General features: G+C 52.5%; 22 protein-coding genes. 15 read left to right on the top strand and 7 right to left on the bottom strand.

Going from position 1 to position 25,202, the window contains the following annotated elements:
• Positions 1-2: 2 nt before the first annotated feature.
• Positions 3-2,501 carry a trimethylamine-N-oxide reductase TorA gene (gene torA / locus F4V72_RS19360; RefSeq protein ID WP_063390626.1) on the top strand — a complete coding sequence of 833 codons (2,499 nt, stop codon included), beginning with the start codon at positions 3-5 and terminating at the stop codon, positions 2,499-2,501.
• Positions 2,491-3,120: a molecular chaperone TorD gene (torD, locus tag F4V72_RS19355; protein ID WP_136058182.1), complete on the top strand. Its 630-nt coding sequence runs from the start codon at positions 2,491-2,493 to the stop codon at positions 3,118-3,120. The genes torA and torD overlap by 11 nt, the downstream gene beginning before the upstream one ends.
• A 48-nt stretch (positions 3,121-3,168) precedes the next feature.
• Here the strand turns inward: torD and yeiP are convergent, their stop codons facing one another.
• Positions 3,169-3,741 carry an elongation factor P-like protein YeiP gene (gene yeiP, locus F4V72_RS19350; RefSeq protein WP_001136822.1) on the bottom strand — a complete coding sequence of 191 codons (573 nt, stop codon included), beginning with the start codon at positions 3,739-3,741 and terminating at the stop codon, positions 3,169-3,171.
• A gap of 309 nt (positions 3,742-4,050) precedes the next feature.
• On the opposite strand from yeiP, the gene F4V72_RS19345 reads away from it, so the two are divergent.
• From F4V72_RS19345 to F4V72_RS19335, 3 genes are all read left to right on the top strand, one after another.
• Complete coding sequence (locus F4V72_RS19345) at positions 4,051-4,305, top strand: YkgJ family cysteine cluster protein (protein ID WP_023248343.1); 255 nt, start codon at positions 4,051-4,053, stop codon at positions 4,303-4,305.
• A gap of 387 nt (positions 4,306-4,692) precedes the next feature.
• Positions 4,693-4,815, top strand: a complete 123-nt coding sequence (locus F4V72_RS19340) for a hypothetical protein (protein ID WP_023248342.1) — start codon at positions 4,693-4,695, stop codon at positions 4,813-4,815.
• 1 nt (position 4,816) lies between these two features.
• Complete coding sequence (locus F4V72_RS19335; protein ID WP_023248341.1) at positions 4,817-5,500, top strand: GNVR domain-containing protein; 684 nt, start codon at positions 4,817-4,819, stop codon at positions 5,498-5,500.
• Between the two features lie 47 nt (positions 5,501-5,547).
• Here the strand turns inward: F4V72_RS19335 and setB are convergent, their stop codons facing one another.
• A complete protein-coding gene (gene setB / locus F4V72_RS19330; RefSeq protein WP_000551941.1) occupies positions 5,548-6,729 on the bottom strand; it encodes a sugar efflux transporter SetB in 1,182 nt (393 codons plus the stop codon).
• A 368-nt stretch (positions 6,730-7,097) separates the two neighbouring features.
• On the opposite strand from setB, the gene fruB reads away from it, so the two are divergent.
• The 3 genes from fruB to fruA are packed head-to-tail and all read left to right on the top strand — an operon-like array spanning position 7,098 to position 10,877.
• Positions 7,098-8,228: a fused PTS fructose transporter subunit IIA/HPr protein gene (gene fruB / locus F4V72_RS19325; RefSeq protein WP_023248339.1), complete on the top strand. Its 1,131-nt coding sequence runs from the start codon at positions 7,098-7,100 to the stop codon at positions 8,226-8,228.
• Positions 8,228-9,166, top strand: coding sequence for a 1-phosphofructokinase (gene fruK, locus F4V72_RS19320; protein WP_023248338.1), 939 nt, complete (start codon positions 8,228-8,230; stop codon positions 9,164-9,166). Before fruB ends, fruK begins: the two co-directional genes overlap by 1 nt.
• A 16-nt stretch (positions 9,167-9,182) precedes the next feature.
• Positions 9,183-10,877 (top strand): PTS fructose transporter subunit IIBC, encoded by a 1,695-nt coding sequence (fruA, locus tag F4V72_RS19315; RefSeq protein ID WP_136058183.1) that lies wholly within the window; start codon positions 9,183-9,185, stop codon positions 10,875-10,877.
• A 64-nt stretch (positions 10,878-10,941) separates the two neighbouring features.
• On the opposite strand, the gene nfo is transcribed toward fruA, so the two are convergent.
• Both nfo and F4V72_RS19305 read right to left on the bottom strand, forming a co-directional pair.
• Positions 10,942-11,799 (bottom strand): deoxyribonuclease IV, encoded by an 858-nt coding sequence (gene nfo, locus F4V72_RS19310; RefSeq protein WP_136058184.1) that lies wholly within the window; start codon positions 11,797-11,799, stop codon positions 10,942-10,944.
• Between the two features lie 79 nt (positions 11,800-11,878).
• Positions 11,879-12,928 (bottom strand): YeiH family protein, encoded by a 1,050-nt coding sequence (locus F4V72_RS19305; protein WP_136058185.1) that lies wholly within the window; start codon positions 12,926-12,928, stop codon positions 11,879-11,881.
• Positions 12,929-13,048: 120 nt separating this feature from the next.
• On the opposite strand from F4V72_RS19305, the gene yieE reads away from it, so the two are divergent.
• The 3 genes from yieE (at position 13,049) to cirA (ending at position 17,908) form a co-directional block, all read left to right on the top strand.
• Entirely contained in the window at positions 13,049-13,912 is an 864-nt protein-coding gene (gene yieE / locus F4V72_RS19300; RefSeq protein WP_000548317.1) for a DNA-binding transcriptional regulator YeiE, read from the top strand.
• A gap of 189 nt (positions 13,913-14,101) precedes the next feature.
• Complete coding sequence (lysP, locus tag F4V72_RS19295) at positions 14,102-15,571, top strand: lysine-specific permease (protein ID WP_000535001.1); 1,470 nt, start codon at positions 14,102-14,104, stop codon at positions 15,569-15,571.
• A gap of 345 nt (positions 15,572-15,916) precedes the next feature.
• Positions 15,917-17,908, top strand: a complete 1,992-nt coding sequence (gene cirA / locus F4V72_RS19290) for a catecholate siderophore receptor CirA (RefSeq protein WP_136058186.1) — start codon at positions 15,917-15,919, stop codon at positions 17,906-17,908.
• 43 nt (positions 17,909-17,951) lie between these two features.
• Here the strand turns inward: cirA and F4V72_RS19285 are convergent, their stop codons facing one another.
• Both F4V72_RS19285 and serB read right to left on the bottom strand, forming a co-directional pair.
• A complete protein-coding gene (locus F4V72_RS19285; RefSeq protein WP_053510464.1) occupies positions 17,952-19,274 on the bottom strand; it encodes an MFS transporter in 1,323 nt (440 codons plus the stop codon).
• Between the two features lie 32 nt (positions 19,275-19,306).
• Positions 19,307-20,194, bottom strand: a complete 888-nt coding sequence (gene serB, locus F4V72_RS19280; protein ID WP_070801842.1) for a phosphoserine phosphatase SerB — start codon at positions 20,192-20,194, stop codon at positions 19,307-19,309.
• Between the two features lie 216 nt (positions 20,195-20,410).
• Here serB and F4V72_RS19275 point away from each other — a divergent pair, with 216 nt between their 5' ends.
• The gene (locus F4V72_RS19275) at positions 20,411-21,778 is read left to right on the top strand and encodes an L-serine ammonia-lyase (protein ID WP_053510460.1); all 1,368 of its coding nucleotides are present in this window, start codon (positions 20,411-20,413) and stop codon (positions 21,776-21,778) included.
• A gap of 4 nt (positions 21,779-21,782) precedes the next feature.
• Entirely contained in the window at positions 21,783-22,172 is a 390-nt protein-coding gene (locus tag F4V72_RS19270) for a helix-turn-helix transcriptional regulator (protein ID WP_023248330.1), read from the top strand.
• Here F4V72_RS19270 and fghA read toward each other — a convergent pair.
• The gene (gene fghA, locus F4V72_RS19265; protein ID WP_053510447.1) at positions 22,161-23,018 is read right to left on the bottom strand and encodes an S-formylglutathione hydrolase; all 858 of its coding nucleotides are present in this window, start codon (positions 23,016-23,018) and stop codon (positions 22,161-22,163) included. The genes F4V72_RS19270 and fghA overlap by 12 nt on opposite strands.
• A gap of 328 nt (positions 23,019-23,346) precedes the next feature.
• Between fghA and folE the strand changes: the two genes are divergently transcribed.
• Positions 23,347-24,015, top strand: coding sequence for a GTP cyclohydrolase I FolE (gene folE, locus F4V72_RS19260; protein ID WP_023248328.1), 669 nt, complete (start codon positions 23,347-23,349; stop codon positions 24,013-24,015).
• Positions 24,016-24,029: 14 nt separating this feature from the next.
• A complete protein-coding gene (gene yeiB / locus F4V72_RS19255) occupies positions 24,030-25,172 on the top strand; it encodes a DUF418 domain-containing protein YeiB (RefSeq protein ID WP_088733842.1) in 1,143 nt (380 codons plus the stop codon).
• Positions 25,173-25,202 lie beyond the last annotated feature (30 nt).

The raw sequence follows: 25,202 nt of genomic DNA, 5'->3' as shown, positions 1-25,202 counted from the left end.
TTATGGATAGCCAAGAGATTAACGCGTCGCGTCGACGTTTTCTGACCGCTATGCTGGCGGTGGGCGCCGCCAGCGCGCTTGCGCCGTCCCCGCTGATCAAAAAAGCGTGGGCTGCCGGTGAAAATCCTGAACACTGGATTCAGTCCGGCTCGCATTTTGGTGCTTTTGAAGCAAAAGTGATGAATGGCGAGTGGGTTGCGACCCGGCCATTCAAACAGGATAAATATCCCTGCGATATGCTCAACGCCGTTCGCGAGGTGGTGTATAACCCTTCACGCGTTCGCTATCCGATGGTCCGGCTTGACTGGCTGCGTCAGCGTGAAAAATCCGATCGTCGCCAGCGGGGCGATAATCGTTTTGTGCGTGTAAGTTGGGATCGGGCGTTAGATCTTTTTTATGAGGAGCTGGAGCGGGTACAAAAAACCTACGGATCTTCCGGCGTGTTTACCGGCCTTGCCGACTGGCAAATGGTGGGGAAATATCATAAGGCTGGCGGAGCGATGGATAGAGGGCTGGGGCTACATGGGAGCTATGTGACCACTGTTGGCGACTATTCTGCGGCCGCAGCGCAGGTGATTCTGCCGCATGTCATTGGCTCACTGGAAGTTTATGAGCAACAAACCTCGCTGCCGCTGGTGATTGAACATAGCCAGACTATTGTGCTGTGGGGCTGTGATCCGATCAAAAATTTGCAGATCGAATTTCTGGTGCCCGATCACGATGCGTTCGGCTACTGGGCGCAGATAAAAGAGGCGGTGGCGCAAGGAAAAATACGCGTGATTAGCGTCGATCCGGTGCGAAGCAAGACGCAAAACTATCTTAATTGTGAACAGTTACCGCTGCGTCCGCAAACGGATGTCGCCCTGATGCTGGGGGTAGCGCACACCCTGTATGTCGAGAAACGTTACGATGTGAATTTTATTAATGATTACACCGTCGGTTTTGAGCAGTTCCTGCCTTATTTATTGGGAACGACGGATAAGCAACCGAAAGATGCGCAGTGGGCGGCGGAAATTTGCGGCCTGAGCGCGGAAAACATCCGGGATTTCGCCCGCATATTGGTCAGTGGGCGTACGCAGTTTATGGGCGGCTGGTGCGTACAGCGGATGCATCACGGCGAACAGTATCCGTGGATGCTGGTGGTGCTTGCCAGTATGGTCGGACAAATCGGTCTGCCCGGCGGCGGCGTTGGATTTGGCTGGCACTATAACGGCGGCGGGACCGTGACTTCCGCGGGGCCGGTGCTGTCCGGGCTTGGCAGTATTGCTAATCCGCCAGCGGCAAAATATAAGCCGGATTTTCGCGGCGCGTCAGAACATATTCCCACTTCGCGAATTGTCGATTGTCTGCTGGCGCCGGGTAAAAAAATCGCCTTTAACGGAGAGACATTAACCTACCCGGATATCAAAATGGCGATTTATAGCGCGGCGAATCCGTTTCATGCGCAGCAGGATCGCAACCGTATGATTGAGGCCTGGGAGAAGCTGGAAACGGTGGTGGTGCTGGACCATCAGTGGACCGCCTCCTGCCGTTTCGCCGACATCGTATTGCCTGTCACTACGCGCTTTGAACGTAATGATATTGAACAGTTCGGCACGCATTCGAATAAAGGTCTGATGGCGTTGCATCAGGTGGTCAAACCGCAATTCGAGGCGCGGCATGATTTTGATATTTTCGCCGGGTTGTGCAAACGCTTCGATCGCGAGGCGGCGTACCGCGAAAATCGCGATGAAATGCAGTGGATTAATGCTATTTATGATGAAGGGGTGAAAACCGGGGCGGCGCTGGGCGTTACTCTGCCGGATTTCGACAGCTTCTGGCAGGGCGAAGGCTACATTGAATATCCGGCGGGGCAGCCGTGGGTGCGCCATAGCGAGTTTCGCGAGCAGCCTGACCTGAACCCGCTCGGAACGCCTTCGGGATTAATCGAAATTTTCAGTAAGACGATAGCCGGATTTGGCTATGCGGATTGTCCCGGGCATCCCGTCTGGATGGAGCCGTTCGAACGCAGCCACAGCAAAGCGAAAACAAAATATCCGCTACATCTGCAATCCTGCCATCCGGATAAACGGCTTCATTCTCAACTTTGTTCCAGCGACGCGTTTCGCAAAACGTACGCCGTCGCAGGGCGGGAGCCGCTTTATATGTGTGAGCAGGATGCCCGGGCGCGCGGGCTGAAAGCCGGCGATATCGCGCGCGTTTTTAATGACCGCGGCCAGGTGCTGGCGGGCGTGGTGATTAGCGCCGATTATGTCCCCGGCGTCATTCGTATTCACGAGGGTGCCTGGTATTCTCCGCAGAAAGGCGGCAAGGCGGGAACGCTGTGTACTTACGGCGATCCCAATGTTCTGAGCGCGGACGTCGCCACGTCGCAACTGGCGCAGGGGCCATCTGCCCACACGGTTTTGGTGGAGGTGGAACGCTATCAGCCGCAGGCGCCTGACGTGACGGGATTCGGCGGTCCGGATACGGTAAAAGAGGAGGGCGAAAATGCGGCATAGTCCTCTTACCTCACGGCGCGCGGCGATATATCAGTGGTTTTCGCAACTGCTGTTTCAGGAGCTGAGTGAGGCGCAGTTGGCCGCGCTTGGCAGTCAGGAGAGCCGAGTCTGGATTGCTTCGCTCTCCGCCATTCCTGGCCTGGCTTCCGACATCAAAGGATTTGAACGTAGCCTGACGCGCGTTTTGCAGCGCGCAGCGCGGGCGCAAGAACTGGCGGCAGACTTCACCTCGCTGTTTTTGTTGGCGCCGCCAGTGGGCGTCTCGCCGTATGCCGGACATTATCCTCATACTACGCCAGCGCAAGAGCGGCGGCAGATGAATGCGCTACTGGTGGAACAAGAACTGGCGCCACGAGAAAATGAAGCCTCCGATCATATTGCGATTCAGTTGGCGTTAATGGCGGAACAGGTCAGCAGGGAAGCGCCAGTGGCGACGCAATACTATTTTTTGCAACACCATATTCTGTGTTGGGCGCCGCTTTTTATGGCGAGCTGCCAGCAACGGGACGCCAGGGGATTTTATGTTCTCGCCGTAGTGATGATGGTGCATTTTATGCGCGAGGATGCGCAGTATCTGCAATCACTGTTAATGGATGACGTTGACTGTCGAAACCACTAAAGAAAAGGGGCAGGCTGCGCCCTGGGGCGCAGCCGAAAAACGCGAAACTTAATCCGCGCGTCCCATATAACGGCGCTCTTCGATATGAATACGGATTTTCTCACCTGCGCTCAGGTATTCGGGAACCTGAATCACCAGACCGGTGCTCAGGGTAGCGGGTTTGTTACGTGCGCTGGCTGACGCCCCTTTAATACCCGGCGCGGTTTCGACGATTTCCAGATCCACGGTCTGCGGAAGCTCCAGCGCCAGCAGTTGGCCGTCCCAGGTCAGAACCTGCATATCCGGCATTCCGCCTTCAGGCATAAACAGCAACTCTTCTTCAATCTGATCTTTGGTGAAGGTATACGGCGTATAGTCTTCTTTATCCATGAACACATATTCGTTGCCATCGACATAAGAAAAGTCAACGCCGCGACGGCTCAGGGTGACGGTATCAACGATATCGTCGCCTTTGAAACGTTCTTCCACTTTCAGACCGGTGCGGACATCGGAAAAACGCATTTTATACAGTGTGGCGGCGCCACGGGCGGTAGGCGACTGAATATCGATATCTTTCACAATCAGCAACTTGCCGTTGTAGTTCAGTACCATACCCTTTTTGATTTCGTTCGCTCTTGGCATCAAGGAGATCCTGTTGTAGAGATTATCTAAAATATCGCGTCAAACTACTCGCGCCGGGCCGTTCAGGCAAGTGGAATTGTCACTTTTGCTGGGGCAAAAAAGGTGATACTGTTCGCCCGCTTCAGCTCCGCGTTCAACGAGAATACGCGATGGCATGTCGCCCGGATGGTGGATGCGCTGTGTTGTCCCTTCTGTTTCCGGAATGTCTGAGAGCAGACCTGCTCATGATGACGTCCACATTTTAAGTCTGGATTTTGCTTTGGGCAAATTCTGTTATCTTTCATTTGGTTATAAATAGAGGGATCGAGCATGGATTGTCGTAGCGGTTGTGGCGCTTGCTGTATTGCGCCTTCAATTTCGTCGCCGATACCCGGAATGCCGAATGGCAAGCCGATGAATACTCGATGCGTGCAGCTTTCGGAAGATAACTTGTGCCTTATCTTTGGCTCACCTTTACGCCCAAAAGTGTGTTCAGGCCTACAACCGGCAAGAGATATGTGTTTAACGACCCGGGAAGAGGCAATGATTTATTTGCTGGAACTCGAACAGCAAACCTTACCATGAGATAAACCGCTTTTGGTAAACGCGTAGGGGTTTGCGTTATATCCTGAAATAGTCTGCAAAAGCTGAACATCAAATTACCTCCTTTTACCGTTAAATGGCGTAATACATGCTTCCCTTATTTCGTGGCTTCTGAAGCGGTAAATACTGCCGCTCATGGTCGTCGGCGCCTGAACGTGTACTGAATAAGCTGCCACACAAAGCAAAAACGATCAATTTTATTTATATGATAGCCTTTGGCTATTAAAGCAAGGGGTTTCGATCGATTTTAATTATTCACAACGATCAATATTGTAAATTCGATAGTTTATACCTATCATTGGTGGTTTCACCGATCGATATAACCAGTGTGAATGTATTGTTATTTTCTTTTAAAATACTCACATTCTTATGGACAGGTTTTATCTTATGAAGAAATATACGTTCGCAGCCAGGGCGTTTATTTTTACTCTGGTGTTGCTTTTTGTTATTTTAGTGTCCTGGCTGACAATTAGCGTTTTAAAAGGGATGTGAAATGCAGGGTGAAAATAGTGAAATTGATTTAGTCGATGTTTCTTTTTTTCTTATAAGAAAATGGTTAAGTATTGTAATGACTACCCTTATTTTTGTTGCCATTGGTTATGTTTTTGTGAACTTGCAACACGATACCAGGGTTGTGAGTATTAAAATTAAACCCAATCTGGATACGCCTGCTACCTATGCGTTATGCGGCTATATCAATGATATTCAATGTAAAGTAACGGTTATTCTTAATCGGTTTAGCCGCTTTTTGCCTGCGGAGTATAAAAACAAAATAAGCTTCGAGGCGAAAAATCAACTTATCCTTTTTAAGGCGCAGGGGAGAGAGGAAAGCATCAATAATATTATTTCCACACTGAGAAATAGCGTTGATAAAATGGCGGCATGGTATATCGATGATGGTGATATTAAACGCTATAGTTTGCATAAAAATATGTTACAAACGGAAACATATGCAAAACTATCATTGCTGTCGGAGGCAGTTAAAAATAATGCCAACATTGAAGTGATAGATGTTGCTATTACGCCACAATATAAGATGCGCCTGGTGTTGGCCCTTTGCGGGCTGATGGGCTTCATTTTTTCAATAGCTACTCTTTTATGTAAAAGGGCGCTAACAGAATATCGTGTTGAGAAAAAGACAGTGAAGGACAGCGTAGGGAACATCGCGCAGAGATAAACCCTGCGCTGAAATGCGTCGAATAGCAAAAGTATTAGGCTTGCGAGTTAAACATCTTTAATACGCGCCAGGCAGAACATTGTGGCGACAATCATCACTAACGCAAACCAGAAGACCGCATGGTAATTCCAGATTTCTGCCGCTATTCCTGCCAGCGAACCGGCAATGATCCAGCCGACGCGTATGGTATTGGTATACAGAGTGGTAGCAGAACCCGCCTGACCCGGCATCAGATCCTGAAAATAGAGCATCCCAATTCCGCCGAGAATGCCAATGTAAATCGCGTTCAACAACTGCAAGCCGAGCAACGTCGCCGGCGCGTGCGCCAGCAACATACCCGCATAAAAGCACAATCCGGCGACAACAGCGATGCGCATTAACAGGCGTTTCCCCAACCGTTTGGCGAAGTAACCTGCAATCAGCATTGTGGGAATCTCCAGCCCGGCTGCGGTACCCATCATCACGCCTGCAAGTTTTTCCGGAAGATGCAGCTCATTGATGATAAACAGCGGCATATTAATGATATACAGGCTGTTAGTCCCCCACATTAGCGTACAGATGACAAACAGCAACAGCGTATCGCGGCGATTACGACGCGGCGCTTCCAGCACGTCGGTTGCCAGCGGCGCATCTTTGCGCATTGACGGTAAAAACAGCCACACCATGACGCCGCAGACGATAAAAGCTACCGCCGCGCTCAAATACATCACCGTAAAGCTAAAACCCATCGCCAGCGCATAGGCCAGCGGTGGCCCAATGACCCAGGCCAATGAGACCTGGGCGCGGAGGATTGAGCTGAACATCACCGCTTCACGACCGGTACGATCGGCATGTTCACGGGCCAGCGCAAACATCTGCGGGTTGGCGGTAGAGCCGAAGCTACTGAGAAAGACCCCGATGAACAGCAAAATAAAGTAGTTACGGTTCCAGGCAAACAGCACGCAGGCCAACATGCCCAGCACGCAACAGAAAACGATCAGTTTTTTGCGATCGCCTTTTTTATCTGAGCGACCCGCCAGAAACTGGCTCACGATAATGCCGATAACCGCGCTGCCGGTAAAAAAGAATCCCACCATACCGGGGCGGGCGTGAACCTCATCCGTCAGAAAAATACTGAGCGTCGGCGTCTGTAACGCACCGGCAATACCGGTGAGAAAAGCCACGATCAAAAAGGCGGTAGACGTCAGGTCGAACGATTTAGGCGCAGCGGCGGCGGGACTGTTGTGCATGTTTCTTTATCAGTGATGTGAAGAGAGGCGGAGTTTACGCTGCCCGTCAGAAAATAAACAGGTGTCTGAATCAAAATCGACACGAAAAATCAAAATAGCATTTCAATTTGTTACCAGTACGTGCTGACGGTAGCTGAAAGAAAAAAGCTGAAGCCTTTTTTGCGTCAGCTCTTGAGCGTTTATTGGGGAAAAAATGTGCTATACCTCAAAAAATCACCATAAACCCGGCAACTTTTCTTGCGTGCTGAAGCAGAAAGATCCAGACTTATTGAAACGTTTCAGCGCTATCTTGTTTTTTTGATAAGCCAGATTGGCGCCTTTTTTCTCATATTGGCTGAATCGTTTCAATTCAGCAGGAGAGGAGACACATGTTCCAGTTATCGGTTCAGGACATTCATCCGGGCGAGCAGGCCGGAAATAAAGAAGAGGCTATTCGGCAAATCGCCGCCGCGTTAGCGCAGGCGGGGAATGTGGCGAGCGGCTACGTTGACGGTATGCTGGCGCGCGAACAGCAAACCTCGACCTTTCTTGGCAATGGTATTGCGATTCCCCATGGCACAACAGATACGCGCGATCAGGTGCTGAAAACCGGCGTGCAGGTTTTTCAATTCCCGCAGGGCGTTACCTGGGGAGAAGGTCAGGTCGCCTACGTGGCGATTGGTATTGCCGCCAGTTCGGACGAACACCTCGGCCTGCTGCGTCAGTTGACGCATGTGTTGAGCGATGACTCCGTGGCTGAACAGTTGAAATCCGCGACAACGGCGGAAGAGCTGCGCGCATTGCTGATGGGCGAGAAGCAAAGTGAACAATTAAAACTTGATAACGAGACGATGATGCTGGATGTCATCGCCAGCTCGCTGGTCACATTGCAGGCGCTAAATGCGGCGCGTTTGAAAGAGGCGGGAGCGGTTGATGCCGCGTTCGTCGCAAAAACGATTAACGATAGTCCGATGAATCTGGGACAAGGCATCTGGCTGAACGATAGCGCGGAAGGCAATTTGCGCAGCGCTGTTGCAGTAAGCCGTGCGACACAGGCGTTTGACGTAGAGGGTGAAAAAGCGGCCTTATTAGTCACTGTCGCGATGAACGACGAGCAGCCGATTGCCGTGTTAAAACGCCTCGGCGACCTGTTGCTGGACAATAAAGCCGATCGTCTGCTGAACGCGGACGCCGCGACGCTGCTGGCGTTGCTGACCAGTGATGATGCGCTGACTGACGATGTACTGAGCGCGGAATTTGTAGTGCGTAATGAGCATGGCCTCCATGCCCGTCCGGGCACCATGCTGGTGAATACGATTAAACAATTTAACAGTGAAATTACCGTGACAAACCTTGATGGAACCGGCAAGCCGGCAAACGGACGTAGTCTGATGAAAGTGGTGGCGTTAGGCGTGAAGAAAGGCCATCGTCTGCGCTTTACCGCGCAGGGTGAAGATGCTGAACAGGCGCTGAAAGCGATTGGCGATGCGATCGCCGCCGGTCTCGGGGAGGGTGCATAATGAGCAGACGTGTCGCCACCATCACCCTTAATCCGGCTTATGATCTGGTCGGGTTTTGTCCTGAAATTGAACGCGGCGAAGTGAACCTGGTGAAAACCACGGGCCTGCACGCGGCGGGCAAAGGCATCAACGTTGCCAGGGTGCTGAAAGACTTAGGCATCGACGTCACCGTCGGTGGTTTCCTCGGTAAAGATAACCAGGACGGTTTTCAGCAATTGTTCAGCGAACTGGGTATCGCTAACCGCTTTCAGGTGGTTCAGGGACGGACCCGCATCAACGTGAAGCTGACGGAAAAAGATGGCGAAGTGACCGACTTCAACTTTTCCGGCTTTGACGTGACCCCTGCAGACTGGGAACGCTTTGTTAACGACTCCCTGAGCTGGCTGGGTCAGTTCGATATGGTCTGCGTCAGCGGTAGCTTACCGGCTGGCGTGAGTCCGGAAGCGTTCACCGACTGGATGACGCGTCTGCGCAGCCAGTGTCCATGCATTATCTTTGATAGTAGCCGTGAAGCCTTAGTCGCTGGTCTTAAAGCTGCGCCGTGGCTGGTGAAACCGAATCGCCGCGAACTGGAAATTTGGGCGGGTCGTAAGCTCCCGGAAATGAAAGATGTGATTGATGCGGCGCACGCGTTACGCGAACAGGGGATCGCCCATGTGGTGATTTCGCTGGGAGCGGAAGGGGCGCTGTGGGTTAACGCCTCGGGAGAATGGATCGCTAAACCACCGGCGGTTGACGTGGTAAGTACCGTCGGCGCGGGCGATTCCATGGTTGGCGGATTGATTTACGGCCTGCTGATGCGCGAGTCCAGCGAACATACGCTGCGTCTGGCGACGGCGGTTGCCGCGCTGGCGGTCAGCCAGAGCAATGTAGGTATTACCGATCGTCCTCAGTTGGCCGCAATGATGGCGCGCGTCGACTTACAACCGTTTAACTGACAGCAGGAGAGGCATAATGAAAACGCTGCTGATAATTGACGCTAATCTCGGCCAGGCTCGCGCTTACATGGCGAAAACCCTGCTTGGAGCGGCGGCGCATAAAGCAAATCTGGAAATTATCGACAATCCGAATGATGCTGAGCTGGCGATCGTGCTGGGCGAATCTCTGCCGAACGACAATGCTCTGAACGGCAAAAAGGTTTGGCTGGGGGATATTGGTCGCGCCGTCGCGCATCCGGAATTGTTTCTGAGTGAAGCCAAAAGCCATGCGACCCCTTACAACGCCCCTGCTGCGGCTGCGGCTGCTCCTGCGGCGAGCGGCGGTCCGAAACGCGTGGTAGCGGTAACGGCCTGCCCGACCGGCGTCGCCCATACTTTTATGGCGGCTGAAGCCATTGAAACAGAAGCGAAAAAACGCGGCTGGTGGGTAAAAGTCGAGACACGCGGCTCCGTGGGGGCCGGCAATGCCATCACCCCGGAAGAGGTGGCGGAAGCGGATTTAGTGATTGTGGCGGCGGATATCGAAGTGGATCTGGCGAAGTTTGCCGGTCTCCCGATGTACCGCACATCGACCGGCCTGGCGCTGAAAAAGACGGCGCAGGAGCTGGATAAAGCCGTAGCGGAAGCGACGCCGTATCAACCGGCGGGTAAGGCATCGCAAGCGGCGACCGAAGGGAAGAAAGAGAGCGCTGGCGCGTATCGGCATCTGTTGACGGGCGTTTCTTACATGCTGCCTATGGTGGTTGCCGGGGGGCTGTGTATCGCGCTTTCCTTTGCCTTTGGTATTGAAGCCTTTAAGGAGCCGGGCACGCTGGCGGCGGCGCTGATGCAGATTGGCGGCGGTTCGGCATTTGCGCTGATGGTGCCGGTACTGGCGGGTTATATCGCTTTCTCCATCGCGGATCGTCCAGGCCTTACGCCGGGTCTGATTGGCGGTATGCTGGCGGTTAGTACCGGTTCCGGTTTTATCGGCGGGATCATTGCCGGCTTCCTTGCCGGGTATATGGCGAAGCTTATCAGTACCAAACTGAAACTTCCGCAAAGTATGGAAGCGCTGAAGCCGATCCTGATCATTCCGTTAATTTCCAGTCTGGTGGTGGGGCTGGCGATGATTTACCTGATCGGTAAACCGGTTGCCGGGATTCTGGAAGGGCTGACCCACTGGCTGCAAACCATGGGGACCGCAAACGCGGTGCTGTTGGGCGCGATTCTCGGCGGGATGATGTGTACCGACATGGGCGGCCCGGTGAACAAAGCGGCGTATGCGTTTGGCGTTGGTCTGCTGAGTACGCAAACTTACGCGCCGATGGCGGCGATCATGGCCGCAGGTATGGTACCGCCGTTAGCGCTGGGTCTGGCGACGATGGTGGCGCGTCGTAAGTTCGACAAAGCGCAGCAGGAGGGCGGTAAAGCGGCGTTGGTACTGGGGCTGTGCTTTATCACTGAAGGCGCTATTCCGTTTGCCGCACGCGATCCGATGCGTGTACTACCGTGCTGTATCGTTGGCGGCGCGTTGACCGGGGCTATTTCTATGGCGGTAGGCGCAAAATTGATGGCGCCGCATGGCGGTCTGTTTGTTCTGCTTATCCCAGGCGCAATTACGCCGGTATTGGGATACCTGCTGGCGATTGTAGCCGGTACGCTGGTGGCAGGGCTGGCTTATGCCGTCATAAAACGTCCGGAGACGGAAGTCGCGGCAAAAGCGGCATAAGAGATACACGCTAAAAAAGGCAGAGCGCGCTCTGCCTTTTTTATTGCCTGAAGAACATGGAGCGTCAGACCATCGCTTCGGCAATTTGCTGGGCTTTTAACCACGCAATCTCTTCCGCCCAGATATCAGGATTGATGGTCTCCAGTATCAGCGGAATACCGTCAAAACGTGCATCCTGCATAATCCAACGAAACGCATCGTGGCCGATATTGCCTTCACCCAGACTGTGATGGCGGTCAACGCGGCTACCGAAGGCGCTTTTGGCGTCGTTAAGGTGCATCCCGCGCAAATACTGAAATCCGACAATTTGCCCGAATTCGGCAAACGTTTTTTCGCACGCCTCTGGCGTACGCAGATCGTATCCGGCGGCAAAGGCATGACAGGTATCGATACAGACGCCGACGCGCGACTTATCTTCTACGCCGTCGATGATGGCGGCTATCTGTTCAAACTCAAATCCCAGATTACTGCCCTGACCGGCTGTATTTTCGATGACCGCCGTGACGCCCTCGGTCTGCGCGAGGGCGATATTGATAGATTCAGCGATCCGCGCCAGGCAATCCTCCTGTGCAATCTGCATCAGATGGCTACCGGGATGAAAATTAAGCAGGGTTAAGCCGAGTTGTTCACAGCGCTGCATTTCATCGAGGAAAGCATCGCGCGATTTTTCCAGCGCTTCACTGACCGGATGGCCCAGATTAATCAGGTAACTATCGTGGGGAAGAATTTGCGCCGCTGAGAAATGATACTTTTCACAGGCGATTTTAAAGTCATCAATGACTTGGGGAATAAGGGGGGCGGCACGCCACTGACGCTGGTTTTTCGTGAAAAGCGCAAAGGCCGTTGCGCCAATTTCAGCCGCGCGGGCAGGGGCGTTAGCCAGACCGCCAGCAGCGCTGACGTGCGCTCCGATGTATTTCATAAAAGACTCCTGTTAAACCCGCTATACGGTTCATTGCGAACGCTATGATAACGGGTTAACAGGCGTGAAACGTAATAGTTTATGCGATAAGGCTATGGATTAGGACGTTAATAGCTCCGCCGCCAATAATCAGCCAGGCGAATAATGCCAGCGCCATCAGCAGCGGTTTCGCCCCTGCTTTTTTCAAGGCGCTAACGTGAGTGGTCAGACCCAATGCCGCCATTGCCATCGCCAACAGTATCGTGTCCAGCGTCACCAGCATATCCACCACGGCTTTCGGCAGCAGGTGGAAAGGGTTGAAGATCGCCACTACGATGAAGAAAATAGCAAACCACGGAATAGTAATTTTGCTTTTTTCCGCGCCGGCCGCCGGTGAAAGCTGTTTAACGCGCGCCGCCAGAATGATCAGGAACGGCGCCAGCATCATAACACGCAGCATCTTAGCGATAACCGCCGCATTTTCCGCATCCGGGCTAACAGCGTGACCCGCTGCGACCACTTGCGCGACTTCATGCATGGTTGAGCCGATATAGATGCCGTAAGTTTCCGGGCTGAACCAGTGTGCCAGCAGCGGATACATCGCCGGGTAAAGGAAAATGGCGATTGTGCCGAAGATAACGACAGTCGCTACGGCTACAGTAACCTTACTGGCTTCCGCTTTTACCACCGGCTCTGTCGCCAGTACCGCCGCTGCGCCGCAGATACTGCTACCGGCGCCAATCAGCCAACTGGTGTGCCTGTCCAGACCAAAGACTTTTTGGCCTAAGAAGCAGGCCAGCATGAACGTGCTGGAAAGCGTTAATACGTCAATCACAATACCGCTAATGCCCACGTCGGCGATTTGTGAAAAGGTAAGTCGAAAACCGTAAAGGATAATTCCTAAACGCAGCAAATGTTGTTTTGCAAACAGCACGCCGCCGTCGCATTGTTTCCATATTTGTGGATAGACGGTATTCCCGATAACCATACCCAGCAGGATTGCCAGGGTCAGGGCGCTGAACCCGGCGCCTGCGACGGCAGGGATAGCGCCGCCCCACAGGGCGACTCCTGTAATGACAGCGCTCAGAGCGAGCCCCGGTATAAAATGCCACACTGTACGACGATGCTTCTGCAAGGTGATTTCTGTCATAACCTTCTCCTGTATATGGACAATAAGGTTACGGTGATCTGGTTTAAAAATAAAATTGATTATATATTTATAATTAATCTTTATAAGTGGTAAGTGAAACGCTATCGGTGGGATACGACTATGCATATTACGCTACGACAACTTGAAGTGTTTGCTGAAGTACTGAAAAGCGGTTCAACAACCCAGGCGTCGGTCATGCTGTCATTATCGCAGTCCGCCGTTAGCGCCGCGCTCACCGATCTGGAAGGTCAGCTCGGCGTACAGTTGTTTGACCGGGTGGGTAAACGGCTGGTGGTCAACGAACATGGGCGCTTGTTATATCCGCGCGCGCTGGCGTTGCTGGAGCAAGCGGTAGAAATTGAGCAGCTATTTCGTGAAGATAACGGCGCGATACGGGTTTATGCCAGTAGCACCATCGGCAATTACATTTTACCCGCCATGATTGCCCGCTATCGCCAGCATTATCCGGCCTTGCCGCTGGAACTCAGCGTGGGAAACAGCCAGGACGTGATTAACGCGGTGCTGGATTTTCGGGTCGATATCGGCCTGATTGAAGGACCGTGTCACAGTACAGAGATTATCTCTGAGCCATGGCTGGAAGATGAGCTGGTGGTCTTTGCCGCGCCGTCCTCGCCGCTGACGCAGGGGCCGGTGACGCTGGAACAGCTTGCGGCATCCCCATGGATTTTACGCGAGCGCGGTTCCGGTACGCGGGAAATTGTCGATTATTTGCTGTTGTCGCATTTGCCGCGTTTTCATATGGCGATGGAGTTGGGGAATTCAGAAGCGATCAAACATGCGGTGCGTCATGGACTGGGGATAAGCTGTTTATCGCGCCGGGTGATTGCTGAACAACTCCAGGCGGGAACCCTGAGCGAAGTCGCGGTGCCGTTACCGCGCCTGGTGCGCACGTTGTGGCGTGTTCATCATCGGCAGAAACATCTTTCTAACGCGTTGCAGCGTTTTTTGAGTTACTGTGAATAAGGGTGAAGAGGAGGGCTACCCGGGCGGCATCGCCATTTTTAGTATCCGCTTACGTATACGTTATTCTCTGCTTTACTTATAATCCGTGGCCGGTCATGAAGGTCTCTTATAACCGCGCATTTGTGCCGGAAGGATAGCATTTCGTCTGTTACAATCGCGCCTCATTTTTTGGATGGATAGCATTTTCACATGGGTTCCAAAACTAAAACCACAGAAGCGCCCGCGCTACGTCGCGAATTAAAGGCGCGTCACCTGACGATGATTGCCATTGGCGGCTCCATCGGGACAGGTCTTTTCGTTGCATCTGGTGCGACAATTTCTCAGGCGGGGCCAGGCGGCGCGCTGTTTTCTTATATTCTGATTGGTTTGATGGTCTATTTCCTGATGACCAGTCTTGGTGAGCTGGCGGCCTATATGCCAGTATCTGGCTCGTTTGCGACGTATGGTCAGAACTATGTGGAAGAAGGCTTTGGTTTCGCGCTGGGTTGGAACTACTGGTACAACTGGGCAGTGACTATCGCTGTTGATCTGGTCGCCGCACAGCTGGTGATGGGCTGGTGGTTCCCTGATACGCCGGGCTGGATCTGGAGCGCGCTATTCCTCTGCGTCATTTTCTTGCTGAACTACATTTCCGTGCGCGGTTTTGGCGAGGCGGAGTACTGGTTCTCGTTAATTAAAGTGGCGACCGTTATTATCTTCATCATCGTTGGCGTAGCGATGATTATCGGCATTTTTAAAGGTGTCGAGCCGGTCGGCTGGAGCAACTGGACGACGGGCGATGCGCCTTTCGCTGGCGGTTTTGCGGCAATGATTGGCGTTGCGATGATCGTGGGCTTCTCTTTCCAGGGAACCGAGCTTATTGGTATTGCCGCCGGGGAATCCGAAAATCCGGAGAAGAATATTCCGCGCGCGGTGCGTCAGGTCTTCTGGCGTATCCTGCTGTTTTATGTCTTCGCGATTTTGATTATCAGCCTGATCATTCCTTATACCGATCCGAACCTGCTGCGGAACGACGTCAAAGACATTAGCGTCAGTCCGTTTACCTTAGTGTTCCAGCATGCGGGCTTGTTGTCTGCGGCGGCGATAATGAATGCGGTTATCCTGACGGCGGTACTGTCTGCGGGCAACTCCGGGATGTATGCCTCTACCCGTATGCTCTACACCCTGGCCTGTGACGGTAAGGCTCCGCGTATTTTTGCTAAATTGTCCCGCGGCGGCGTACCGCGCAATGCGCTTTATGCCACCACCGTGATTGCCGGTCTTTGCTTTTTGACCTCAATGTTCGGCAACCAGACGGTCTATCTGTGGCTGTTGAACACCTCCGGTATGACGGGCTTCATCGCCTGGCTGGGGATCGCCATTAGCCATTATCGCTTCCGTCGCGGTTACGTGATGCAAGGGTATGATGTGAATGATTTGCCATACCGTTCCGGGTTCTTCCCGCTGGGGCCGATCTTCGCCTTCGTACTGTGCCTGATTATTACGTTAGGGCAGAACTATGAAGCGTTTCTGAAAGATACCATCGACTGGGGCGGCGTCGCGGCGACCTATATCGGTATTCCTCTGTTCCTGATTATCTGGTTCGGCTACAAGCTGATAAAAGGCACGCATTTTGTGCGCTATAGCGAAATGCACTTCCCGGAACGCGTTAAAAAGTAACGCACTATTCTCGCCGTAGGCTGGATAAGGTTTTATGCCGACATCCGGTACTGACCGCCTGAACTGCCCCTTCTAACCCTCTCATTCGAGAGGGTTTTTTGTTTTTTTCTCCACAATTGGCTTCTGGCGACATAATTATTAACAATTAAATTGATAATTATTATCGTTTGCTTTATCGTTACGCTCAAAATCAGAAGGATAGAGATTCGGGGGCGGCCATCGCTAATCAGCCCGACTCGCCTGCATAAAAAGAGTTCGCCGTGATAACCGTTATCGCAGGCGAAACGTAATGCGTTGTGAGCGATAACCGATTTTTTTGTCGTATTTATCTCATGGAGAAATGGAATGTTTAGGTTGAACCCTTTCGTTCGGGTAGGGATTTGTGTGTCCGCAGTAACGTTGGCCTGGCCGGTTGCCGCAGCAACAGATGATGGTGAAACCATGGTCGTTACCGCGTCCGCCATCGAACAAAATCTGAAAGACGCACCGGCAAGTATCAGCGTCATTACCCAGCAAGATTTACAGCGCAGGCCCGTGCAAAACCTGAAAGATGTCCTGAAAGAGGTACCGGGCGTGCAGCTCACCAGCGAAGGGGATAACCGTAAAGGCGTGAGTATTCGTGGTCTGGATAGCAGCTATACGCTGATCCTGATCGACGGTAAGCGCGTCAACTCCCGTAACGCGGTCTTCCGCCATAATGATTTTGATCTGAACTGGATACCGGTTGACGCTATCGAACGCATTGAGGTGGTGCGTGGGCCCATGTCCTCGCTGTATGGCTCCGATGCGCTGGGTGGCGTGGTCAACATTATCACCAAAAAAATTGGTCAGAAATGGCACGGCAGCGTCACGGTTGATTCCACTCTTCAGGAACATCGCGACCGTGGCGACACTTATAACGGTCAGTTCTTTACCAGCGGCCCGCTGATCGACGGCGTGCTGGGGATGAAAGCCTATGGCAGCCTGGCGAAACGCGGCAAAGACGAGCAGCAGCGTTCCGCCACCACCGCTACGGGTGAAACGCCGCGCATTGAAGGATTTACCAGCCGGGATGGAAACGTCGAGTTTGCCTGGACGCCGAACGAAAATCATGACGTTACCGCAGGCTACGGTTTTGACCGCCAGGACCGGGACTCCGACTCGCTGGATAAAAACCGTCTGGAGCGGCAAAACTACGCGTTGAGCCATAACGGACGTTGGGATCTCGGCAATAGCGAGCTCAAGTTCTACGGCGAAAAAGTGGAGAACAAAAACCCCGGTAACAGTAGCCCCATCACGTCAGAAAGCAATTCTATTGACGGGAAATACGTTCTGCCGTTAGCGCCTGTCAACCAGTTCGTCACCTTCGGCGGCGAATGGCGTCACGATAAACTGAGCGATGCGGTGAACCTGACCGGTGGTTCCAGTACTAAAACCTCCGCCAGCCAGTACGCTCTGTTCCTTGAAGATGAGTGGCGGATCTTCGAACCGCTGGCGCTGACCACGGGCATCCGTATGGATGACCATGAAACCTATGGCGATCACTGGAGCCCACGTGCTTATCTGGTCTATAACGCAACGGATACCCTGACGGTGAAAGGTGGATGGGCCACGGCCTTTAAGGCGCCGTCGCTATTGCAATTAAGCCCGGACTGGGCAACCAATTCCTGCCGTGGCGGATGTCGCATTGTCGGTAGCCCGGATCTGAAACCTGAAACCAGTGAAAGCTGGGAGCTTGGCCTCTATTACCGTGGCGAAGAGGGCATACTGGATGGCGTAGAAGCGAGCATTACTACGTTCCGTAACGATGTGGACGATCGCATCAGCATTAGCCGTACCCCTAATGTTAACGCCGCGCCCGGCTATTCCAACTTTGTCGGTTTCGAAACCAACAGTCGGGGACAGCGCGTTCCGGTCTTCCGTTATTACAACGTGAATAAAGCGCGTATTCAGGGCGTGGAAACCGAGCTGAAAGTTCCGTTTAACGAGGCGTGGAAACTGTCGTTGAATTACACCTATAACGACGGACGCGACATTAGCAATGGCGGGAACAAGCCGCTTTCCGATCTGCCGTTCCACACCGCGAACGGTACGCTGGACTGGAAACTGACGCAGCTTGAAGACTGGTCGTTCTACGTATCGGGGAATTATACCGGGCGTAAGCGGGCCGACAGCGCAACGGCGAAGACGCCTGGCGGGTATGTGGTCTGGGATACCGGCGCGGCATGGCAGGCGACGAAAAACGTTAAACTGCGTGCGGGCGTTCTGAACGTGGGCGATAAAGATCTCAAACGCGACGACTACGGTTATACCGAAGACGGACGTCGTTACTTTATGGCGGTGGATTACCGGTTCTGACAGAGACTGGCGACAGCCGCGTTTTGCCGCTGTCGCCAGAATGTTACAAACGATGCAGCCTGGAGAGTAGCGCCAGCGACAGAGTCGTTAGCAGAATGGCGATCAACGCATAAATATAAACGCCCGACCACGCCCAGCTATTTTTCACCATAATTACTGGCACACCGGCCATTGCCGCGCCGACATAGCTGAACAATCCCCGAAAACCGGTAATCGATCCCGCCGCATCCTTATGGGTCACATCCAGACAGCCGACGGCAAAAAGCATATGCGGTCCGTATAAGGCGAAGCCCATGATGGTGAACAGAATCGCGGTGAGGGTGTAAGAGGTGTCCTGAACCAGCGGCACCAGCACGATGCATATGCACAGCGCTAACGCGAAGATTAATCCGGTCATCCAGCGGTTACTTTTGAACATAAAGTCAGACAAGTAGCCTGCCAGCAACCCGCCCGCCAGTCCGCCCGCCTCAAACCAGGAAATAATCGAGTTCGCTTTTATCAGACTCCAGCCGTGAACCTGCGAATAGTAAATCTGCGGCCAGTCGTTAAGGATTGTGCGCGCAATATAAACCGACATATCGCCGATAATAATGATCCATACCAGTGGATTGGTCAGGATATATTTCACAAAAATTTGCCAGAAGCTCAGGTTGACCGGGCTGGCCTTGACCTGGGCCAGTTCCGTCGTGTCGTTACGCCACTGCCCCACGTTGGGCAAACCTAACGTACCGGGACGGTCTTTAATAGTAAATAGCGCCACTATCCCCATCAGCAGCGAAATGGCGCCGGGAACATAAAACCCCATTTTCCAGCTACCGCTAAAAGCGATAGCAAAACTGGTCAGTAGCGGCGCGAGGCTGCCGCCGATATTGTGCGCCGCTTCAACGATAGCCCACCAGCGTCCCCGTTCGTTTTTCGAAAACCACGAGGCCATAATTTTCGCCATCGGCGGAAAGCTGGTGCCCTGTAATATCGCGTTGAGACTGTACAGCACGTAGAATGCCGCCACGCTATCGGAAAAGCCGAACAGAATATTCACAATCCCCACGCCAATCAGCACCGGGCCGGTCATGGCTTTCGGGTTAATTTTATCGACCAGCATCCCGCCGACAAACTTCATCGCGCCATAAAGAATGTAGAAGATAGAAGACATAATGGCGAAGTCTTCTGCGGTCAGCGATGTTTCCGTCAGCATGGCCGGCATTGCGGCGGAGAAGTTTTTACGGGTGAGATAAAAGACGGCATAAGAGATAAAGACCGAGGCGATAATCTCAAGACGAAATTTTTTATAGGTCTGGTCTATCTCTTTTTTCTCTTTTACGATCGGCTTATCGGGCTGGCTGAAAATACATGTTTTTATACTCATTTTAAAATTCCCTTCCGGCGAGGCGAGTCGCGTTATAATTCATCTTCAATAAAAAAAAGAAGCAATTCGAAACCGTGATGATTAATCTGATGATGGATTTTTTCCCGTACAACCGGTTTTGCTTTCCAGGCAATACCGGTGCCTGCATGCTGTAACATCGGCAGATCGTTGGCACCATCGCCACAGGCAACAATATTCTCCGTGGCAATATTTAACTGGTCAGCCAGATCAGCCAGCGTCTTTTTTTTGTTTGCGGCGTTCATAATCGGTAAAGTAATGTTATCTGTCAGAACGTTATCGCGTATTTCAACCGTATTCGAAAAGGCATAATCCAGTTGATATCGCGTTTTTAGACGCTGGGTGAAAATATCCAGCCCGCCGGAGATAATCGCGGTTTTAAATCCTTTGGCTTTGATGACTGGCAGAATAGTTAACAGGCCTGGCGAAAGGGTCATGCGATCGCATACGGCGTTCAGCACCGCTTTCGGCGTGCCTTTCAACATTCCGATACGTCGGGTAAAACTGGCGTTAAAATCAAGTTTGCCCTCCATTGCCTGTTGGGTAATGGCGGCGATTTGCGTCGATATGCCAAGCGCGCGGGCAATCTCATCCACGCCTTCTTCCGCAATAAACGTGGAGTCCATATCAAACGCGATAATACCGTTAACAGGCAGTGGCTGCGGCTTAATAAAAAAATCAAACTGCCACTGTAATGAGAGCTCGCGTAAATAGCGATAAAATTCAGGTGTAAGACATTCCGCTGGCAGCGTGAATTTTAGATAGTCGGTATCGATAAGCGCGGCATAACGTTTATCAAATAATAGTGGGAACGGCATGGTAACGGCATTAAATAACGTTTCCTGTAATTTTTTCTGAAACGTATCGATATCCTGTGTGGTAATAAAATAAATAACACTCATACGATAACTCCCTTAATTTACGGGTATTATAATGACTCTTTTTGGACGTGGAATCTTGTGCTATCACAGATATCACTGCCAGGAAAACGCTAAAAAAGCATTGTTTTTGATACCCGGTAAACTTCAGACACAAAAGGTATCATTTTTGATATGTCAACTGTGCGAGGATGGTATTTATTACTGAACGCGAATGAGACTGAAAGGATTGATATAACGATGGAGAGTTGCCTTGATATATTCAAAATAGTAATAGGTCCATCCAGCTCACGTACCGTAGGGCCGATGCGCGCCGCCTGGCTCTTTATTTCATTGCTCAGAGAACAAGAGACGTTGCCGCTAATTCGGGAAATTGAAATCGAGCTGTATGGCGCTTTATCGCTAAGCCGCAAGTGTCACAATGTGGATACCGCCCTTTATCTTGGGCTGTTGGGCTATCAGCCGGAGAATGTCGATCTCCGTTCGCATATGTCGGTGATTAAGCGTGCGGAAAATGAAAATAAAATCGAACTCCCGCTCTCCGACGCGGGCGAAACTACGATAAAAGTAAAGATTATCGCCAATCATCAGGCGCACCCAGGGCATCCTTATGCTATGACGTTTCGCGCCAGGGATGATTATTTCACGGTGTATGAAGAGACCTGGTTTTCGATAGGCGCCGGGCAGGTTCGCAAACATGGCGAGCCGCTGACGCCATCGCTTCCTTTGCGTACAGTGTCGCCCTTTGAATTTAGTCATGCCGCCCAGTTGCTGGCGCTATGTCGGCGTAATGGCCTGTCTGTGGCGGCGCTGATGATGAAAAATGAGCTGTGCCGCCACTCGCCACAGACGTTGCAAAATTATCTGGCGCAGATATGGGACGTGATGCAGCAGGCGGTTTATCGCGGGTTACATACTGAGGGGGTGTTACCCGGCCCATATCAGGTGCCGCGGCGCGCCTGCGCGTTACATAAAACGTTACAGGCCAACCGTTCCGCCAGTGATTTTTTAACCGCTCTGAACTGGGTCAATGCCTTCGCGATTGCGGTAAGCGAAGAAAATGCCAGCGGCGGACAGATTGTTACCGCGCCAACTAATGGCGCATGCGGCATCATTCCGGCGGCGCTCTGCTGGTATGATAAATTTGTCACGCCGCTGGATCTCGGTGCGCTGACCCGTTTTTTCCTGACCGCCGCCGCTATCGCGATGTTGTTTAAACAAAACGCCTCTATTCTGGGATCTGAAGTCGGCTGTCAGGGGGAAATCGGCGTGGCGTGCTCAATGGCGGCGGCGGGCCTGGCTGAACTGATGGGCGCATCCGTGGAGCAAACGCTGAGTGCCGCTGAAATTGCCATGGAACATCATCTGGGATTGACCTGCGATCCGCTGGGTGGGCAGGTACAAATTCCCTGCATAGAGAGAAATGCCATCTCTGCCGTGAAAGCGATAAACGCGGCGACGATGGCGATGAGCCGCGTAAGCGAACCCTGTATTTCGCTCGATGAGATCATTGCTGCGATGTACGAGACCGGTAAAGACATGAGCGCTAAATACCGTGAAACGTATCATGGTTCGCTGGGGAAAATTCAGCCGCGCAAGAGAGGGTAACAGAGTGAAATACAATACGATGAATAACGATGAGATTATCCTGTCGTTGTGCGCCCGCTTAAAGGAGACGCGTCTGTCTCTTTCGATGACCCAGCAGCAGCTTGCCGATTGCGCGCAAGTTGGCATCGCTACCATCAAGCGTATCGAGAAAGGGGGAGGGCTGAATCTTGATACGTTAATTTCTCTCCTGCGGGCTCTGGATAAGTTGCATAATCTTGATGCGGTGCTGTTTGAATCCGAGCTGCGTAATTTTCACGAAAGTTATGAAGGCGGAGAGGGCAGCGGCCGCCTTCAGGTACGCCAGCAGGCCGCGGATTTAAATAATAAATCTTCCGCGCCGCAGTCGGAGGAGGTGAATTACAGCGCGGCGCTGGAAAATTCATTATGTTGGTGACGCCTCACGCTCGCCTCGCAAATACCGGGCATGAAAGCGCAGATGGTCTTCGATAAAGGACGCAATAAAATAATAGCTATGATCGTAGCCGGGCTGAATTCGTAGCGTCATCGGCCAGGCGGTTTGTCGCGCGGCTTCCGCCAGCACGGCGGGCTGAAGCTGGTCGGCAAGGAATTGATCGCTGTCGCCCTGATCGATGAGCACAGGAATGGCGTCCTGCGGCTGGCTGGTCAGCATTAATTCACAGCTATCCCACTGAATCCAGGCTGATTCATCTTCGCCGAGATAGGCGGTAAACGCTTTGATTCCCCACGGCACGCGGCTGGGGTTGACGATAGGCGCAAATGCAGAGACGCTGGAGTATTTGCCCGGATTTTTCAGCGCCATGATCAACGCGCCATGACCGCCCATCGAGTGCCCGCTGATGGCGCAACGGTCGCTGACGTTAAACTGGGTCTGGATAAGCGCCGGAAGCTCATCGCGCAGGTAATCATACATGCGATAATGGCTGGCCCAGGGCGGCTGCGTGGCATTGAGATAAAACCCGGCGCCGTGGCCTAAATCGTATCCGCTATCGTTGGCGATCTGTTCGCCGCGTGGACTGGTATCCGGCATCACCAATACGATGCCCAGTTCTGCTGCGATACGCTGCGCGCCTGCTTTGGTGGCGAAATTCTCATCATTGCAGGTTAACCCGGACAACCAGTACAGCACCGGAGGCGGTTCATTATCCTGAGTCGGCGGAAGAAAAATGCTGAATGTCATGGCGCAGTTTAGCGTGGCGGCATGATGACGCCAGCGCTGCTGCCAGCCGCCAAAACATCGGTGCTCTTCGAGCATTTCCATGCGGGGCTCCTTTTATAGTGAACCTGATAAGGTATGCAGATTCTTCATAATACAGATTATTCACCGCGTTGTGAGTAACTTTCACTTCCGTAATACATAAACATGCTTCATCATTTAAATAACGTTGCGTTAACAAATATGCCCTTTGCCCTGCCATCATTCTCGCGCCGGAAAAGATGTCATGAAAGGCAGCGACAATTTCAACAATTATGGGCGTGAATACTGGATTATGTGCGCTACCTCACGCACAATAATCACGTTGTCACAATATTGACAAACTTTGCCCCACGCAGGGCAAAGGCGCCACACCTGCAGGAGAACACGATTAATGCCATCACTCAGTAAAGAAGCGGCCCTGGTTCATGAAGCGCTAGTTGCCCGGGGGCTGGAAACGCCGTTGCGCCCGCCTATGGATGAATTAGATAATGAAACGCGAAAAAGCCTTATTGCAGGGCATATGACTGAGATTATGCTGTTGCTAAATCTCGATTTGAGCGATGACAGTCTGATGGAAACGCCGCATCGTATCGCTAAGATGTACGTTGATGAGATTTTCGCCGGTCTCGACTATGCCAATTTCCCGAAAATTACCCTCATTGAAAATAAAATGAAGGTAGATGAAATGGTCACCGTCCGCGATATCACGCTGACCAGCACCTGTGAACATCACTTTGTAACCATTGACGGCAAAGCGACCGTCGCGTATATCCCCAAAGATTCTGTGATCGGCCTGTCTAAAATTAACCGTATCGTGCAATTCTTCGCCCAACGTCCGCAGGTTCAGGAACGTTTAACCCAGCAAATTCTGACGGCGCTGCAAACCTTGCTCGGCACCAATAATGTAGCGGTATCGATTGATGCGGTGCATTACTGCGTGAAAGCGCGCGGTATTCGTGACGCAACCAGCGCCACAACGACGACTTCGCTGGGCGGATTATTTAAGTCCAGCCAGAATACGCGCCAGGAGTTCCTGCGCGCCGTTCGCCATCATCACTGATTAAGGCGGAGACGATGGAGCGTAATGTCACGCTGGATTTTGTACGTGGCGTCGCCATCCTCGGTATCCTGCTTCTTAACATCAGCGCCTTTGGATTGCCAAAGGCGGCTTATCTTAACCCTGCCTGGTACGGCTCGATTATTGCCGAAGACGCCTGGTCCTGGGCGATTCTCGATATTGTGGCGCAGGCTAAGTTTCTTACGCTATTCGCGTTGTTGTTTGGCGCGGGGTTACAAATGCTGCTTCCGCGTGGTACACAGTGGATTCAGTCGCGCTTAACGCTATTGGTACTGTTAGGTTTTATCCATGCGTTATTCTTTTGGGACGGCGATATTCTGCTGGCCTACGGTCTGGTCGGGTTAATCTGCTGGCGGCTGGTACGTGACGCGCCTTCGGTAAAAAGCCTGTTTAATACCGGCGTACTCCTTTATCTGGTCGGGATTGGCGTGCTGCTGCTGCTGGGCGTAGTATCGAATAGCGAAACCAGTCGCGCCTGGACGCCGGATGCTTCCGCAATATTGTATGAAAAATACTGGAAGCTGAACGGCGGCATGGAGGCTATCAGCAACCGGGCGGAGATGTTGTCGAATAATTTACTGGCGCTCGGCGCGCAGTATGGCTGGCAACTGGCGGGTATGATGCTGCTGGGCGCCGCGCTAATGCGTAGCGGCTGGCTGAAAGGTCAGTACAGTCTGCGGCACTATCGCCGTACCGGGGGGCTGCTGGTGGCGTTAGGGCTAATGATCAACCTTCCTGCGGTCATTTTACAATGGCGGCTGGATTGGGCGTACCGCTGGTGCGCCTTCTTATTGCAGGCGCCGCGCGAACTGAGCGCGCCGTTGCAAACGCTGGGCTATGCCGCGCTGATGTTTGGCTTCTGGCCGCAGCTTAGCCGATGCAGACTGACGCTTGCCATTGCCTGCGTGGGGCGAATGGCGCTGACCAATTATCTGCTGCAGACGATCATCTGTACCACGCTGTTTTATCAGTTTGGCTTATTTATGAAATTCAATCGGCTGGAACTCTTGTTCTTTGTCGTTCCGGTATGGGCAATAAACCTTCTCTTTTCCGTCATCTGGCTACGTTTCTGGCGACAGGGACCGGTCGAGTGGTTATGGCGCCAACTCACGTTGCGCGCGTCAGGATCATCCAGATAACGATCTGGATCACATTCATTAACAAAATGG

Source organism: Salmonella enterica subsp. diarizonae, assembly GCF_008692785.1.
Classification (GTDB): Bacteria; Pseudomonadota; Gammaproteobacteria; order Enterobacterales; family Enterobacteriaceae; genus Salmonella; species Salmonella diarizonae.
The sequence above is the reverse complement of the archived record's forward strand: the minus strand, read 5'-3'. Positions and strand labels throughout refer to the sequence as shown.